The 16466-nt window shown below is 61.4% G+C and carries 16 protein-coding genes and 1 pseudogene; 9 read left to right on the top strand and 8 right to left on the bottom strand.

Annotated elements, in window-relative coordinates; genetic code table 11:
• Positions 1-691: 691 nt before the first annotated feature.
• The 3 genes from BS629_RS24420 to zwf all read left to right on the top strand — a co-directional run bounded on the left by BS629_RS24420 (position 692) and on the right by zwf (position 4446).
• On the top strand, positions 692-1966 hold the full coding sequence (locus tag BS629_RS24420) for a hemolysin family protein (protein WP_018241201.1): 1275 nt from the start codon (positions 692-694) through the stop codon (positions 1964-1966).
• A 79-nt stretch (positions 1967-2045) separates the two neighbouring features.
• On the top strand, positions 2046-2816 hold the full coding sequence (tam, locus tag BS629_RS24415; protein WP_018241200.1) for a trans-aconitate 2-methyltransferase: 771 nt from the start codon (positions 2046-2048) through the stop codon (positions 2814-2816).
• A gap of 112 nt (positions 2817-2928) precedes the next feature.
• Complete coding sequence (gene zwf / locus BS629_RS24410) at positions 2929-4446, top strand: glucose-6-phosphate dehydrogenase (RefSeq protein WP_018241199.1); 1518 nt, start codon at positions 2929-2931, stop codon at positions 4444-4446.
• Positions 4447-4461: 15 nt separating this feature from the next.
• Here zwf and BS629_RS24405 read toward each other — a convergent pair whose 3' ends face one another.
• The gene (locus BS629_RS24405; protein ID WP_018241198.1) at positions 4462-4785 is read right to left on the bottom strand and encodes a hypothetical protein; all 324 of its coding nucleotides are present in this window, start codon (positions 4783-4785) and stop codon (positions 4462-4464) included.
• Between the two features lie 189 nt (positions 4786-4974).
• A complete protein-coding gene (locus tag BS629_RS24400; RefSeq protein ID WP_018241197.1) occupies positions 4975-5430 on the bottom strand; it encodes an NUDIX hydrolase in 456 nt (151 codons plus the stop codon).
• 191 nt (positions 5431-5621) lie between these two features.
• On the opposite strand from BS629_RS24400, the gene BS629_RS24395 reads away from it, so the two are divergent.
• Positions 5622-5888, top strand: coding sequence for a type II toxin-antitoxin system ParD family antitoxin (locus BS629_RS24395; protein WP_018241196.1), 267 nt, complete (start codon positions 5622-5624; stop codon positions 5886-5888).
• Between the two features lie 3 nt (positions 5889-5891).
• A complete protein-coding gene (locus tag BS629_RS24390; protein WP_018241195.1) occupies positions 5892-6206 on the top strand; it encodes a type II toxin-antitoxin system RelE/ParE family toxin in 315 nt (104 codons plus the stop codon).
• A 171-nt stretch (positions 6207-6377) separates the two neighbouring features.
• On the opposite strand, the gene BS629_RS24385 is transcribed toward BS629_RS24390, so the two are convergent.
• Positions 6378-6770, bottom strand: a complete 393-nt coding sequence (locus BS629_RS24385; RefSeq protein WP_003546502.1) for a hypothetical protein — start codon at positions 6768-6770, stop codon at positions 6378-6380.
• Between the two features lie 221 nt (positions 6771-6991).
• On the opposite strand from BS629_RS24385, the gene BS629_RS24380 reads away from it, so the two are divergent.
• Complete coding sequence (locus tag BS629_RS24380) at positions 6992-8557, top strand: helicase HerA-like C-terminal domain-containing protein (RefSeq protein WP_018241194.1); 1566 nt, start codon at positions 6992-6994, stop codon at positions 8555-8557.
• 334 nt (positions 8558-8891) lie between these two features.
• The gene (locus BS629_RS24370) at positions 8892-10484 is read left to right on the top strand and encodes an ABC-F family ATP-binding cassette domain-containing protein (protein WP_018241193.1); all 1593 of its coding nucleotides are present in this window, start codon (positions 8892-8894) and stop codon (positions 10482-10484) included.
• 7 nt (positions 10485-10491) lie between these two features.
• Here the strand turns inward: BS629_RS24370 and BS629_RS24365 are convergent.
• Positions 10492-10989 (bottom strand): annotated as a pseudogene (locus tag BS629_RS24365) (metal-dependent hydrolase).
• Between the two features lie 382 nt (positions 10990-11371).
• On the opposite strand from BS629_RS24365, the gene BS629_RS24360 reads away from it, so the two are divergent.
• Positions 11372-12892 carry an ABC-F family ATP-binding cassette domain-containing protein gene (locus BS629_RS24360; protein WP_077988524.1) on the top strand — a complete coding sequence of 507 codons (1521 nt, stop codon included), beginning with the start codon at positions 11372-11374 and terminating at the stop codon, positions 12890-12892.
• A gap of 202 nt (positions 12893-13094) precedes the next feature.
• Here the strand turns inward: BS629_RS24360 and BS629_RS24355 are convergent, their stop codons facing one another.
• From BS629_RS24355 to BS629_RS24345, 3 genes are all read right to left on the bottom strand, one after another.
• On the bottom strand, positions 13095-13874 hold the full coding sequence (locus tag BS629_RS24355) for a VOC family protein (RefSeq protein WP_018241191.1): 780 nt from the start codon (positions 13872-13874) through the stop codon (positions 13095-13097).
• Positions 13875-13952: 78 nt separating this feature from the next.
• Complete coding sequence (locus tag BS629_RS24350; RefSeq protein ID WP_018241190.1) at positions 13953-14420, bottom strand: DUF1579 domain-containing protein; 468 nt, start codon at positions 14418-14420, stop codon at positions 13953-13955.
• 85 nt (positions 14421-14505) lie between these two features.
• On the bottom strand, positions 14506-15234 hold the full coding sequence (locus BS629_RS24345) for a DUF899 domain-containing protein (protein ID WP_018241189.1): 729 nt from the start codon (positions 15232-15234) through the stop codon (positions 14506-14508).
• Positions 15235-15322: 88 nt separating this feature from the next.
• Between BS629_RS24345 and BS629_RS24340 the strand changes: the two genes are divergently transcribed.
• On the top strand, positions 15323-15769 hold the full coding sequence (locus tag BS629_RS24340) for a MarR family winged helix-turn-helix transcriptional regulator (RefSeq protein ID WP_018241188.1): 447 nt from the start codon (positions 15323-15325) through the stop codon (positions 15767-15769).
• A 92-nt stretch (positions 15770-15861) separates the two neighbouring features.
• On the opposite strand, the gene BS629_RS24335 is transcribed toward BS629_RS24340, so the two are convergent.
• Positions 15862-16284 carry an organic hydroperoxide resistance protein gene (locus BS629_RS24335; RefSeq protein WP_018241187.1) on the bottom strand — a complete coding sequence of 141 codons (423 nt, stop codon included), beginning with the start codon at positions 16282-16284 and terminating at the stop codon, positions 15862-15864.
• Between the last annotated feature and the right edge of the window lie 182 nt (positions 16285-16466).

Here is a 16466-nt window from a genome sequence, read left to right as displayed (position 1 = left end):
TAGCGCCGCGCGTCTTTTCAGACGTGCAAACAATGCTGTAGCGCTTTGAATTTGTGCATAATTTTGTCCTTGACACCACCTCTTTACCGGATCGCTATTCCAGGTCATGGGACGCGCCGCAGTGCCGCTGCTACACCCTAAAAATTCCATCTGCCAATAGCTCGATCATTATAAAGCGTTCGTTGCAGAAGCGCGGAAAATCCGCCGAAATCCTCAATCAGAAAGAGGTGCTACTGTCCTTTTCAAAACTGTCACATCAAGACGCTATAAGGATTTTCGCCCGACGCCTCTTGCGCCGAAAGCGTTTCACCGCCAAAATTGCGCCATGCCTGACAGCGACCCATCCAGTACAAGCTCCGCCCGCTCCAACCGGGATCTCCCGGCCGAAGAAGCTGGCGACCACTGTAGGCGGTGCGATGACATCCGCCTCGCCTCAGGCATATCAGGTTCCAGCAGAGAGCGTTCCAGACCATCGCGAATGACGGGCGGCCGTTGCAGGCCGACTGGATTTCCAACCGTTCCGGCTGGGTCGGGCTTGCCACCTCAAGGAAATCTGAGGACTGATGGAACCTGTACTGATGTTAACACGATGATGGAAAGACGATGGGCGATGCTGATATAGCGTCACTTCGAACGCCTTGCCGCGTCGCCTGATCAATGCGGCATTAAAACCTCAACGAATAGGGTCCCTGTGTTTCTGGAAATTGGAATTGTGGCGTTTCTCACCATCGTAAATGGTGTGCTCGCCATGTCGGAGTTGGCTGTTGTGTCTTCTCGAACAGCCCGCCTAAAGGTTCTCTCTGACAATGGGAGCAAAGGTGCAGCTCAGGCAATCAAACTTGCCGAAAACCCCGGTCGCTTTCTCTCTACGGTTCAGATCGGCATCACGCTGGTCGGCGTTCTCTCCGGCGCTTTCTCAGGTGCCACGCTCGGCGGCCGCCTGAGCGGATGGCTGGAAGCCCAGGGGCTGTCATCGACGGCCGCCGATGCCATTGGCGTAGGTTCAGTCGTTGTGGCAATCACCTATCTTTCGTTGATCATCGGCGAACTTGTTCCAAAGCAGATCGCATTGCGAGAACCCGAAGCGGTTGCGGCCAAGGTCGCCCCAGCTATGGCGGTACTTTCAAAAATCGCGCTGCCACTCGTGTGGCTTCTAAACGCCTCCGGAAATCTTGTGCTTAAGCTTTTGGGCCAATCAGGAAAAGGTGGCGACAATGTCTCTGACGCAGAGATCAAAACCGTTCTGGCCGAGGCGCAGTCGGCTGGCGTGATCGAAAGCGAAGAGTCCGCGATGATATCAGGTGTTATGCGGCTGGCGGACCGCACTGCTCGAGCGCTTATGACGCCCCGACGGGACGTCGAAATTATTGATATTGACGACAGCCTTGATGAAATTCGAACCCAGTTGCACCGGACGAAACGGTCTCGGTTGCCCGTTCGGAAAGGCAGTTCGGACGAGGTGATCGGCATCCTTCCGGTCAAGGACTTCTACGACTCGATGTCCGAACACGGCAGTGTCGACATCAAGGCTCTGACGCAAGACGTCCCGGTGGTTTCAGACCTCTCAACCGCCATAAACGTGATCGAAGCAATCAGGAAATCGCCCGTCCACATGGTGCTGGTTTTTGACGAGTACGGTCATTTCGAGGGAGTTGTTTCGTCAGGTGACATTTTGGAAGCGATCATGGGAGCTCTCCAGGAGGGACCTATCGATGAGCAGGCCATCGCTCGCCGAGACGACGGTTCTTACCTCGTGTCCGGCTGGACGCCGATTGACGAATTCGCTGAGTTCTTAAATCTCAAGCTCGATGACGATTTGGAATATCAGACTGTGGCTGGCCTGGTGTTGGAAGAGTTGAAACATCTGCCGGAATTGGGTGAGAGCTTCACGCGAGATGGATGGCGCTTCGAAGTCGTCGATCTCGACGGGAGGCGCGTGGACAAAATACTTGTGTCTGCGGATTGAAGGTCGGCACGCTCGACGGCCGCAACATCAAAGATCCGCATCCGCCACATGATGTGGCCTGATATCAGGAGTGATCGCCATGGCATGGTCCGCCAACCAATATGTGAAATTCGAGGACGAACGCACGCGACCGGCGCGTGACCTGTTGGCACAGGTGCCGCTGCAAAGCCTTAGCCATGCCGTTGACCTCGGTTGCGGACCGGGCAATTCGACAGAACTGATCATCGAGCGCTACGGGGCGGCCGGCGTCTCCGGCGTCGACAGCGACATGAACATGCTGGAGGCAGCGCGCAAGCGACTTCCGGACACTGCCTTCGTCGAAGCCGATCTCACTCGCTGGCAGCCGGACGAACCCGCAGACCTTTTGTTTGCCAATGCCGTCTTCCAATGGCTGCCCGATCATCTCGATATTTTCGACCGGCTGATGAACGGGCTTTCCGAAGGCGGCGTGCTTGCGGTGCAGATGCCCGACAATCTCGGCGAACCCTCGCACCTGGCGATGGAGGAGACGGCGCATGCCGGACCGTGGAAATCCGCCTTCGAAGCGAAGACCGTGCGCCGCAAGGGGCTGCCGCCGCCGTCCACTTACTACAGCCGGCTGATCGCCAAATCCTCGCGCGTCGATATCTGGCACACCATCTACAATCACCCGATGGCGGATGCGGCTGATATCGTCGAATGGGTGAAGGGAACCGGGCTGATGCCCTATCTCGCCCATGCCGGCGAAGAGCATCGCGAGGCATTCCTGGCGGACTACCTCAAGCGGGTGGAAAAGGCCTATCCAAAGATGTCGGATGGGCGGGTGCTGCTGAGGTTTCCGAGGATTTTCATGGTGGCAGTCAAAGCGTAACCGACCTCGGGCGCACGTCAGATGCTGTCAAATGCCTGTTACCCCTCGCCGCCTATGTTGCGGCGAAACCGGCACGCATTATAGTCGGCCGCAAATTGCAAGGAGATGACACATGGACGCTGCCCCAACCCCGCCGGTCACCCTCGTCATCTTCGGCGCCACGGGAGACCTGACGCGCCGCCTACTGGTGCCGGCGATCATCAATCTAACGCGCAGCCGCCTCGTCGGCGACGATCTCCACATTCTCGGCATCGGCATCGAGCCGGGTGACGATGAATTCCTGCGCGGGCGGCTCGACCAGTTCCTCAACCATCTGAGCGGCGAAGAGCCGACGGTAAAGGACGAAGCCTGGGAAAGCCTGCGCCGGCGTATTTCCTATACGTCAGGCGATTTCACCAAGGACGATATTTTCATCGAGATCGGCAAGCGGCTGGGGCCGAATGCCAATGCCGCCTTCTATCTCGCGGTGCCGCCATCCTTCTTCGGGACGATCGTCGAGAAGCTCGCCGCCCATGGGCTGACCGATGAAAGCGATGGCGTCTTCCGCCGTGTCGCGATCGAAAAACCGTTCGGCACCGATCTCGCCTCGGCGCAGGCGCTCAATGCGCAGATTCTCGCGCAGGTCGGGGAAAGCCAAGTCTACCGGCTCGACCATTTCCTCGGCAAGGAGACGGTGCAGAACCTGATGACGGCGCGTTTCGCCAACATGATGATCGAGTCGTTGTGGAACAGCCGCTACATCGACCATGTGCAGATCACCGCCGCCGAGATCGTCGATGTCGGCAGCCGCGGCAAATTCTACGATGCGACAGGTGCGCTGCGCGACATGGTGCCGAACCATCTTTTCCAGCTGCTGGCGATGATCGCCATGGAGCCGCCGAACAGCTTCGATGCCGAGGCAATCCGCAACGAGAAGAGCAAGGTGCTGAAGGCGCTGCGCATCTATACGCCTGATGAGGCCAAGACGCACGGCGTGCGCGGCGCCTATGGCGCAGGCCCGCTCAATGGGGCTCAGCTTCCCGCCTATCGCGACACCAAGGACGTTTCGCCCGACAGCCGGACTGAGACTTTCGTGGCGCTGAAGCTCTATGCCGATACCTGGCGCTGGGCCGGCGTGCCCTTCTATCTCAGAACTGGCAAGGCGCTGACGGCGCGCGACACCGAGATCGTCATCACCTTCCAGCCGGTGCCCTTCGCACAGTTTCGCGAGACCGATGTCAAGAGCCGCCTGCCGCCGAACCGGCTTGTGATCCAGGTACAGCCGGACGAGGGCATGAGCATGGAAATCTCGATCAAGTCGCCTGGGCTTTCCGTCGATACCGTGCCGGTCTCGCTCGATTTCCGCTATGCCGACAAATTCGATATCGCCAAGACGACCGGCTATGAATCGCTGCTCTACGATCTCTTTATCGGCGACCAGACGCTGTTCCAGCGCGCCGACGGCATCGAGGCCGGCTGGGCGGCGGTGCAGCCCTTCCTCGATATCTGGGCTGGGGATCGGAGCGTGCCTGACGCTTACGCGCCGGGCAGCATGGGACCGGCCTCAGCCGACGAACTGATCCAGCGCGACAGGCGGCAGTGGCATGAACTCGGCGTCATCCTGCATCACGACAAGAAGGACGGCAAATAGCGCCCTCCCCTGGTGTTACTGGTTTCCGTTATCACGGCATGCGGCGCTGACCGAGGCGCCGCTCTTGCCGCCTTCGGTGGCAAGCGCCCCGCGTGCCTTGCGCGGCGGGCAGCGCGCCCAGTCGACCGGACCGCTTAGAGGCTCGTTGTCGATGCTGCCGGTTTCGATCGAGTCGAGCGGGATTATCAGCCCGCTTTGCGTTTCAACTCCCGGCGCGGTGCCGAGCGGCGGCGTGCCGTCGATCCGGCCGCTGGCATCCATGCCCATGTTCGACTGGGCAAGAACCGGGGCGGAGAGGCTGAGGAGAGCGATCGAAGTTGCTGCAATAAACCTGCGCATGATGCTATTCCTTCTGGTTTCAGCGATCGTTTTTGTTTCACGCAATTCCGGACGCAAAACCGCTGCACACTTTTGCTGGAATTGCTCTAGCAACAGGCGATGCCAGCTCATTGTTCCCCCGGGAGCGGGCCGCAGACGATCAAAGTTTGGCGATCGGCCGAAGCCACCTCAAAGCGGGGGATATCAGGCTCAATCGCGCCAGCGCGACAGGAGTTTGTCGAGACCTGTCGGATAGAGATCGATGCCGGCGTCGCGCAGCCTGTCGCGGCCGAACCAGCGCGCCGTCGCCGCCGTCTCGTCGAGTTCGGAATAGTGGATTTCATCGCGCTCACAGAGCGATGCATCGGCCAGCTCGATATCGGCAGCAAAGATGTATTCGTGACCGGTCGCGCCGTGATGCTCGTAGATGTTTTCAAGCAGATGCCAGGGACCGACGATGCGAATATCAGTCTCGAGTTCCTCCCTGAATTCGCGCTGCAAGGCTTCTTCGCGGCTCTCGCCGAATTCAATGGCGCCGCCAAGCGGGCGAACCCCCTTGATGCGACCCCTGTCATCCTCCACTTCGGCGGCGAGCAGTTGGTCTTTCCGCCAGGCGAGGCCGATCACCTTCACCCTGATCTGCTGCGATGGACGCCAGACGGTCATCTGCTCTCCTTCCATCCAATGGGGTAGCCGTTAATTAGCGGGCAGAGGCTGCAAGGCAAGGCGATCAGGCCACCGCGGCAGATCACCAGACGATCGGAGGATCGTACCCGCGCCCCGTCTGAGGTCAAGGATTGACATCTATTGCCATATGCATGTCACAACTCCATATTGACGACAACGAAAGGAAAACCATGCCCAACGTCGCGCTCGGGAACCACTATGAAGAATTTGTGCGGAAGCAGCTGGAGTCCGGCCGCTACAACAACGCCAGCGAGGTTGTCCGCGCAGGCCTGCGGCTGCTGGAGGATCATGAGGTGGCTCGCGAGCGCTGGCTCAATGAGGAGATTCCGGCGCGCTACGACGAGCTGGTGAACAAGCCGGGCATCGGCATCCCGGCCGAGACAGTGCGCGCCCGCTTTGAAACCAAGCGGCGGAATGACGCGGCGAAAGCCAAGTAGGGCATGGCCTACCGCATTGTCTACCATCCGAAGGCGGAAGCCGAACTCGACAAGCTCTATGCCGATATCGCTGTTGAGGCGGGAACGGGCATCGCCGGCGACTTCGTCCACGCCGTGATGACCTTCATTGAGGCCCTGGAGACGTTCCCGGAACGGGGAACGGTGCGGGAAAGCCGAATTCTAGGCCTTCGTGTTATCGGCTACCGGCGCAGCGTCAGCGTGGCGTTCTCGGTCAGTGGCGGTGACGTCAACATATTGGGCGTGTTTGCGCGTGGGCGTGATATCACTGACGAGGTTCTGGAAGAACGACACGGGTGAGCCGACAGGCGAGCCTCCTCCGCGTGAACGGTAGGTTGCAGGCATCTTCGGCTCAGCTCGCCGTGCTGCTGACCGGCCATTTCTTCAAATGGAACGGACCTTTGCCTCGGCGATTTCACTGCAAATATGAGGTGCCCCGCAACGACGCGAGGCTCCTGCCGATCAAACATCTCAGACGAACTGGCTGAGGCCCGGGACGGAAGCGACGACCTCGTCGACGACTTCCTCGCCAGCATATTGCTTGGCGATCGCGATGGTTTCCTTGGCAAGCGAGGTGATTTCGCCCATGCCGAGGCCTTCGCCCATCAGTTGCTGGCCGAGCCCCATGATGCCGCCGCCGCCGAGCGAGCTCATCAGCCCGCCGAGCAGACCGCCGCCGCCGGCACCTGCGCCGTTGAACTGGGCGACGAGATCGGCGCCACCGGGGATCGCTTCGATCATCTTGGCAACCGGGCCATCGGCGGCCTCGCGCTGGAGGAAGCCGAGCATCATGCCGAGCGCCTTTTCGGCCAAATCAGGCGCAATACCCACACGATCGGCGATCTGGGTCACAATTTCATTCATCGTCAGCCTCCTGTTTTTTGACGTTAACGTCAACGTTATTCGAAATTCCACAGCAACTCAAGCCGGCCCTCCCCGGGCGGCGCTTTGTCCGGTTTTGCTTTCAATGCAAACAGTTGTCCGCATGCGCCTGCCTGCTTATAACAGGGAAACGATGGTTCGATGAAGGTAGCTGAAGCAAGCCTTCTCATAAATGGCGGCAGAGCCCCAAGGGAGCATTCCGAATGATCGAGGAAGGCAAGATTTTCATCGGCGCGAGCCGCAATCCCGATGACAGCATCAACAAGCCGGAATATCTCGACCTGAAATTCGGCAATCGCCACGGCCTCGTCACCGGCGCTACCGGCACCGGCAAAACGGTAACGCTGCAGGTGCTCGCCGAAGGTTTCTCCCGCGCCGGCGTTCCGGTGTTTGCGGCCGATATCAAGGGCGACCTTTCCGGCATCGCCGCCAAGGGCGAGCCCAGGGATTTCCTGACGAAGCGCGCCGAGCAGATCGGCTTTGCCGATTACGAATTCGACCAGTTTCCGGTGATCTTCTGGGATCTGTTCGGCGAGAAGGGCCATCGGGTGCGCACCACCATCGCCGAGATGGGACCGCTGCTACTCGCCCGCCTGATGGACGCCTCCGAACCGCAGGAAGGCGTCATCAACATCGCCTTCAAGATCGCCGACCAGGGTGGGCTGCCGCTGCTCGACCTCAAGGATTTCAGCTCGCTCTTGAACTATATGGGCGAGAATGCCAGCCAACTTTCCAACCAGTACGGCCTGATCTCCAGGGCCTCGGTCGGCTCGATCCAGCGGGCGCTGCTCGTTCTCGAACAGCAGGGCGCCGAGCACTTCTTCGGCGAACCGGCGCTGAAGATCACCGACATCATGCGCACCAGCAATAATGGCTACGGCCAGATCTCGGTGCTGGCCGCCGACAAGCTGATGATGAACCCGCGGCTTTACGCCACTTTCCTGCTCTGGCTGCTCTCGGAGCTGTTCGAGGAACTGCCCGAGGTGGGCGACCCCGACAAGCCGAAGCTCGTCTTCTTCTTCGACGAGGCGCACCTGCTCTTCAACGATGCGCCAAAGGTGCTGACCGAACGCGTCGAGCAGGTGGTGCGGTTGATCCGCTCCAAGGGTGTCGGTGTTTATTTCGTGACGCAGAACCCGCTCGACGTGCCGGAAACGGTGCTCGCCCAGCTCGGCAACCGCGCACAGCATGCACTGCGCGCCTATTCGCCACGCGAGCAGAAGGCAGTGAGGACGGCGGCCGATACCTTCCGTGCGAATCCGGCCTTCGATTGCGCCACCGTCATCACCAATCTCGGCACCGGCGAGGCGCTGGTCTCCACGCTGGAGGCCAAAGGCGCGCCTTCGATCGTCGAGCGCACGCTGATCCGCCCGCCATCCGGCCGCGTCGGCCCGGTGACGGATGACGAGCGCCGGCAGATCATGGACAGGAGCCCGGTTCTCGGCATCTATGACGCGGATATCGACCGCGAATCCGCCTTCGAGCTGCTGGCCGCACGGGCGAAGAAGGCGGCCGATGCCGAAGCCGCCAAGCGAGCCCAGGAAGAAGCGCCTCAGCAACAGGGCGGCACGACCTCCGGCTGGAACCTGCCGGGCTTCGGCGGCGGCAATGACGACGACAACCAGGGCCGCGGCCAATCGCGCGGCCGGACTTCCGGCTACCAGCGCGAAACAGTGGTGGAAGCGGCAATGAAGAGCGTGGCGCGCACGGTGGCGACCCAAGTCGGCCGGGCGCTGGTGCGCGGGATCTTGGGTAGCTTGAAGCGGTAAGCCTGGGTCCCTTCTCCCCAGCGGGGAGAAGATGCCGGCAGGCAGATGAGGGGGTGTGAGAAGCGTCAGCGACGAACGCCTTGAGCGGCCGGCGAAAGGCAGCAACGGGGTACCGTGCGGCCCCCTCATCCGACCCTTCGGGCCACCTTCTCCCCGCCGGGGAGAAGGGGGAGCAAGGTTGGTGTCTGCCGCCCCATTGGCTGCTTTGCCTTGAACCTTCAGCCTTTATTCCCTAAATTCCCTGCCATCGACCATTTCAACAGGATGTGTGCCGCAATGGATTTTAACCCGATCGCAACGCCAGTTCGCCTTGCCAACCGGGAAATCCATATCCATGCCTGCATCCATCACCCTCTCCCAAATTTCGTGGTCCGCGCCTGACGGGCGGCCGCTTTTTTCCAATCTCGACCTGAGTTTCGGGGCCGAGCGTACCGGTCTCGTCGGGCGCAACGGCGTCGGCAAGACGACGCTGCTGAAGCTCGTCTCCGGTGAAATCCAGCCGCATTCGGGCACCGTATCCGTCAACGGCAGCCTTGGCGTGCTGCGGCAGAGCGTTCAGGTAGCATCTGACGAAACGGTTGCCGATCTCTTCGGCGTCACCGATGCGCTCGCTATTCTTCGCCGCGCCGAAGCCGGCGCGGCAACGGCCGACGAGCTGGCATCCGCGGACTGGATGCTGGAGGCGCGCATTGCCGCAGCGCTCACTCGGACCGGGCTCGACGCGTCACCGGAAACCCCGCTTGCGGCACTCTCCGGCGGGCAGCGCACACGTGCCGGGCTGGCGGCGCTGATCTTTACCGAACCGGATTTCCTGCTGCTCGACGAGCCCACGAACAATCTCGATCGCGAAGGCCGCGAGGCGGTGATCGCGCTGATGTCAGGCTGGCGGGCCGGCGCCATCATCGTCAGCCATGACCGCGAACTGCTCGAAAGCGTCGACGCGATCGTCGAACTGACCTCGCTCGGCGCCACGCGCTTCGGCGGCAACTGGAGCCATTATCGCGAGCGCAAGGCCCTCGAGCTCGTGGCGGCACAGCATAATCTCACTGAAGCCGAAAAACGCATGGCCGAGGTGGCAAAGAAGGCGCAGGCAACGGTGGAGCGCCAGGCGCAGAGGGACAGCACCGGGCGGAAGATGGCCGCCAAGGGCGGCATACCGCGCATCATGCTCGGCGGCATGAAGGAGCGGAGCGAAACGACAGGCGGCGACAATGCCCGCCTCGCCGACCGCCGGCGCGCCCAGGCCCTGGAAGAGGCAAGGGCAGCGCGCGAGAAGATCGAGATCCTCCAGCCCTTGTCGGTCACCTTGCCGCCGACCGGGCTGCCCGCCAGCAAGATCGTGCTGAGGATGGATGGCGTGACATCGGGCTACCAGCCGGGTGATCCCGTCATCCGCGATCTCTCCTTCGATGTGACCGGACCGGAGCGTATCGCCGTCACCGGCCGCAACGGCTCGGGCAAAACGACCTTGCTGGCGCTCATCACCGGCGACCTAAAACCCTGGGCGGGCACGATCGGCGTCATGACTGCCTTCTCGATGCTCGATCAGACGGTCAGCCTACTCGATCCGTCGGTCTCGATCCGCGACAATTTCCGCCGGATCAATCCGCTTTCCGATGAAAATACCTGCCGGGCGGCCCTTGCCCGCTTCATGTTCAGGGCGGATGCGGCGCTGCAGACCGTATCGACGCTCAGCGGCGGGCAATTGCTGCGCGCCGGCCTTGCCTGTGTGCTCGGCTCAGCGCCGCCGCCGCTGTTGATCCTCGATGAGCCGACCAACCATCTCGACATCGACTCGATTGCCGCCGTCGAGGCCGGATTGCGCGCTTACGACGGCGCGCTCATCGTCGTCAGCCACGACGCGACATTCCTCAGGAGTATCGGGATAACGCGGCGGCTGGATTTGTCTGCCGGCCACCCGGGATAACTCCGGCTCATGCCTGCTGCCGGCCTCCGACGCGACGATTCCGGCAGACGGCGACGATCAACGCGGTGACGCAGATCAGGAGTTCGAGAACGAAGGTTCAATGCAGCATGAAACTCACGATCCAATTGCTGTAGGTCGCCGGCACCGTCGTCAGCTCGAATTTCGACCAATCGAATGGCGCGAGCCAAAGCATCGGCGCAGCGACGGTATCCATAACCATATGAAGCACGACGGCTGCGAAAAAGACGGCGGCCGTGGGAAGCCAGTCCGGCGCCAGTCGACTGATCGCCGGCAGGGCCGTGGCGGCGAAGCCGAGCCAAAAAAGCGGCCAGTGGGAGACATAGTCGTGATGGTGGACTTTGCCGCCGGTCAGGAAGAAATAGACCATATCGAAATCCGGCAATACGCTTCCGATCAAGGCTACGGTCATGATGCCGGGTGCGGCGGACCGTTGCCGCGCGGCGCTCCCGAGAAGGTAGCCTGCAGGCAAATGGGCAATGAGCATGCGTCTTATTCTCCCGGTCGGTCCCGAAGAATCCTCTATGCGCGGTTTATGGCTAGAATCGGCGCAGGTCCGGCTCTCTTGCCTCTTTTTGCGGGCAATGTTATTTGGGTCTTGCAAGCTTTTGAGAAAGGAGGGTCACGCAATGCAATATTATTTTCGGTTTAATCGCCAGCGTGGTCCCGTCAACGCCCTGCAAATGCGTTTGCAGGGCTGACCAGAGACCGTTTCTCGACATCTCTTCCTGGTCTGCCCTTCGTGGCCAATGCCGCGCCGTAATTGACAGCGCGCATTCCTCTCATTTCCCGGGCTCGAACCGCGCAATCCCGTGATGGCTGAATGCCCCGGATCGTGCCGACCACCCGGTCAAGACCAGAGAACGATCATGACACTCATCAATATCCGCAATCTCGGCGTGACGCTGGGCAATCCGTTGTTTTCCAAGCTCAATCTCGTCGTCAATGCCGGCGACCGCATCGGCCTAGTCGCCGCCAACGGGCGGGGGAAATCGACGCTGCTTGCCTGCATCACCGGTAAGCTGGAGCCGAGCGAGGGCGAGATCACCAAGGCGCGCGGGCTGACCATCGGCCATGTCGCGCAGAATGTACCGCCTGCCCTTTTCGACACGCCGTTCTACGATGCGGTGCTGCAGGCGCTGCCGGCCGATCAGGCCGAAAGCGAGAGCTGGCGCGTCGACGTCGTGCTGGAATCGCTCGACGTGCCGGAGCTCATGCGGAGCCGGCCGCTGAAGCAATTGAGCGGCGGCTGGCAGCGGCTTGCCATGCTTGCCCGCACCTGGGTGAGCGAGCCCGACGTGCTTCTGCTCGACGAGCCGACCAACCATCTCGACCTTGAAAAGATCGCGCAGCTGGAGGGCTGGCTGAATGCGCTGCCGCGCGACGTGCCGGTTATCCTGTCCAGCCACGACCGCGCCTTCCTCGATGCGACGACCAACCGGACGCTGTTCCTGCGGCCGGAGCAATCGCCGGTCTTCGCCCTGCCCTATACCAGGGCACGCGCCGCACTTGACGAGGCGGACGCTTCCGAAGCCCGGCGCTACGAGCGCGACATGAAGGTGGCGGAGCAACTGCGCAAGCAGGCGGCGAAGCTCAACAATATCGGCATCAATTCCGGCAGCGACCTGCTCGTCGTCAAGACGAAGCAGCTCAGGCAACGGGCGGAGAAGCTGGAGGACGCGGCAAAACGGGCGCATCTGGAGCGCTCGGCCGGGGCGATCCGGCTCGCCAACCGCGGCACCCATGCCAAGGTGCTGGTGACGTTGGAGGATGCGGTGGTGACGACGCCCGATGGAACGCCGCTGTTCAAGACCGGCCGGCAGTTCATCTGCCAGGGCGACCGCATCGTGCTGCTCGGCCTCAACGGCGCCGGCAAGTCGCGGCTGGTGTCGATGCTGAAACAGGCGATCGAAAGACCGGAGACAGCGCGCGACAGCATCAAGGCGACGCCCTCGCTCGTGCTCGGCTACGGCGACCAGGCGCTTGCCGATCTTGCCGACAGCGATACGCCGATCGGCACGATCATCCGCCGCTTCGATGTCGGTGACCAGCGGGCGCGGGCGTTGCTGGCAGGCGCCGGCATGACGATCGACATGCAGGCAAAACCGATCGGCCAGCTCTCCGGCGGCCAGAAAGCGCGGCTCGGCATGCTGGTACTGAGACTTGCGGAGCCGAACTTCTACCTGCTCGACGAGCCGACCAACCACCTCGACATCGAGGGCCAGGAGGCGCTGGAGAGCGAGCTGATGGCGCACGAGGCGAGCTGCCTGCTGGTATCGCATGACCGCAGTTTCGTGCGGGCGGTGGGAAACCGGTTCTGGCTGATCGAGAAGAAGCGGCTGGTGGAGGTGGAAGGTCCGGAAGGGTTCTTTGCTTCGGTTGGAGGGTGATGGTGGTGGGTGGTGGGATCCGGAGCGTAATTGTTGTTGACGGTGTGCCGTGAGGCCCCCTCATCCGGCTGCCGCCACCTTCTCCCCGCTGGGGAGAAGAAACTCGTGGCGACGTCTCGATTCCCCCTTCTCCCCCGGGGAGAAGGTGCCCGTAGGGCGGATGAGGGGGCTGCACGGCACACCGCCAACGTCGCTCCCAAACCTACCGCTTCGGTGCGACCAGACAGAAGAAGGCGCCTTGCGGGTCGGTGGCCTGGACGATCCAGCTGCCGCCAGGGACTTCCATCGGGCCGTGGACGACCTTGCCGCCGCCCGAGGTGAGGCGTTCGGTTGCGGCGTCGAGGGTCGGCACGATGAAATAATAGCACCAGAAGGGCATCGGAAGGTTTTCCGGCTTGGTCATCATGCCGCCGATCTGCCTGCCGTTATGGGCGAAGAGATAATAGACGCCCATCGGACCCATGTCGAATTCGCTGTGCTTCGTCCAGCCGAACCGCTTGGAATAGAAGGCCAGCGCTTCTTCGCCATTGCCAGCATAGAGTTCGCGCCAGCCGATATTGCCGGGGGCGTCGAAGGCCAGTTCCGGCATGGGATTTTCCATCGGCGCCGGCGTCATGATGCAGAGCACCGCGCCATGCGGATCGGCGACGACGGCGAAGCGGCCGATGGTCGGGATGTCTTCCGGCGGACGGCGGACCGAACCGCCATTGGCGGCAAAATCCTTGGCCGACTGGTCGACGTCGTCAACGTCGACATAACCCGTCCAGTTCGGCGGAATGCCCTTGCCCTCGAGTTCGGCCGGAAATTCCATCAGGCCGGCGACACCGATGCCGTTCGCCTCGAAGATCGTATAGGTGGGCATGCCCTCCATTTTCATTTCTGAGGTGGTCCAGCCGACGACCGAGCTGTAGAATTTCGCGGCCGCTGATGTGTCGGGGGTCATCAACTCGCACCAGATGAACTTTCCATGCGTCTCAGACATCATACTCTCCCTTTTTCGACGCTCCTCTTCGGAAGCCTCTTTGCAAGGCCCCTATTTCGAGGGTGAGCGCCGTGATTGTCAGATCCTGCGGGCGTAATGCGCTTCCATGAACTGCTTCCAGGCGCCATCCGGCTGCTTGGCGCTGGAGACGAAGGTGCGGTGATCGGCATCGACGAAGATGATCTGCTCGCGGTACTCGGCAAGTCCCTCGCCGTTGAAGTCGGGCCCTGTCGTATAAAGGTCCAGCACATTGCCTGACGCATCGACCTCGCCCTCATAGACCCACATATAGTCCATCATGCTGCCGATCCAGCTGCCGACATACTTGCCCTTTGTGGCGTTGTAGCCGAGCGTCAGGATGCTGGTGGCCTCCTTACCGTCCGGCATGCGGCCGGTCCCTTCGGCGACGAACCAGATGCCGTGCAGCGAGCGGACGGTCTCGGTCCAGGTCTCACCGCCACTCATGTCGGGTGCGGTGACGGTCCAGTCGCCGATCAGCCTTTCCAGAAAGGAATGTTCCTTCAGCACTTCAGCGGTCTTCATCATCCTCTTCTCCCTTGAGTGATGGTGGCGCTTGTTTTCCGCATTCCGGACGCAAAACCGCTTACACTTTTCGGCATCATGCTCCGGCTCAGTGACAGCAGGATGGCGCCTTGGCGGCCTCCTCATATTCGTCGTGGCGGCGCACGAAATTCATCGTGCTGTCCTCGTTGCGGCCCTTCGGCGCGCGGTCGAGGATCATCAGGGTGCCGATCAGTTCTTCCGGCCCGCGAGCATAGCTCGAATAGGTATGGAAGATCTCACCCTTGTCGTTGCGGTAGAAAGCGCTGAGGCCCGGCAGTTCGTCATTGGCATCAGCCGGCTGCATAGGCGTGAAATTGTAGAAGACCTTATCTTTGGCAAGATCCTCGGGGCTAAAAGAAACGTGATAATCGAAATTGAAATCGCTGCCGAAAGAAGAGACCCAGGGAAATTTCCAACCCATGCGCCGTTTGTAGGCGGCGATCTTGTCAAGCGGCGCGCGCGAAACGGCGACCCAGGTAACGTCATGATGGTTCAGATGCGGCAGGGCGCCATCGACATGATCCGATAGGAAGGAGCAGCCGGTGCAGCCGGCATCCCAATCCGGGCCGAGCATGAAATGGTAGATCAGCAACTGGCTGCGACCGTCGAAGAGATCGGCGAGCGACTTCCTGCCCTCGGGCGTTTCGAAGACATAATCCTTGTCGACCTTTACCCAGGGCAGCGCCAGACGGGCAGCGTTGACGCTGTCGCGCAGCCGCGTCGCCTCTTTCTCCTCTGCCAGCAGGGCACGGCGGGCCTCCAGCCACTCTTCGCGGGAAACAACCTCATTCTGCATGGAGTGCGCCCTCCTCCGGCGCTTGCCGGTGAAGCCGGCTCATCTCCTTCTCCTTGACTAAATACATTGATATCAATAGAAATGAAGCATGTCAAATTCGATCGAGATTCCCTTTTCCACGACGCTGATGGTGCGCGACACCTGCCTCTGCCTGCATGTGCAGCGGGCAGCGCGCGCGCTTGCCCGGCTGTTCGACGACGCGCTGAGGCCGGCCGGGCTGACCAATGGGCAGTTTTCGCTGATGATGTCGCTGAACCGGCCGGAGCCACCGCCAATGGGGCCGGTCGCCGCCCTCCTCGCCATGGACCAGACGACGCTGACGGCGGCGCTGAAGCCGTTACAGCGCAAGGGCTGGGTGACGGTGATGGAGAACCCGAGGGACAGGCGCGGTCGGCTGCTGAGCCTCACCACTGAGGGCAAGGCGGTGTTGGTGAGAGCGCTGCCGATCTGGGAAAGCACGCATGCGATGATCGACGGAAAGCTGCCGGATGGCAGGGTCGCAAGGCTGCGGCAGGATCTGCTGGCGCTGTCATGAATGGCGGCAGAAACGCCGAAGCCGGCCGGATAGCACCCTACCCGACCGGCAGATGGCGGCAGCCGATACGGCTGCCAGCTTTTTAAAATCGATCAGGCGACGGTGACCGGAACCTCGGTCGAGGTGCGCATGGCGTGGCTGTAGGGGCAGACGATATGGGCTGCGGCTGCGAGCTTTTCAGCCGTTTCGCGGTCGAGACCCGGAATGTCAACCGTCAGCGCCACTTCGATGCCGAAGCCGCCGCCATCTTCCCGCGGGCCGATGCCGACCTTGGCGGAGACCGTCGTGTCTTCCGGAATCTTGACCTTCTGCTGGCCCGCGACAAATTTCAATGCACCGAGGAAGCAGGCGGAGTAGCCGGCAGCGAAGAGCTGTTCGGGATTGGTGCCGGTCGCACCGTCGCCGCCGAGTTCCTTGGGGACGGTCAGGGTCACGTCCAGAACGCCGTTTTCGGAAACGGCGCGGCCTGCGCGGCCGCCGGTGGCAGAGGCTTTGGTCGTATAGAGAATAGGCATGACGATCTCCTTTGGTTGGCCCTTCGATGGGGTTGGATTTTTAGTATCGCACAATTAAATTGTACGCAAGTGAATTTTGCAAATTGCATTTCGAATTCGAAAGGAGGACAATCGGGCCTTAGAACAGGATGATCTTAGCCGCGCCGGCCTAGAATCTGAATCCTGTTCTAAATTAAAGAGTT

The organism is Rhizobium leguminosarum bv. viciae USDA 2370, from assembly GCF_002008365.1.
Lineage (GTDB): Bacteria > Pseudomonadota > Alphaproteobacteria > Rhizobiales > Rhizobiaceae > Rhizobium > Rhizobium leguminosarum.
This window is presented reverse-complemented; position numbering and strand designations above follow the sequence as displayed.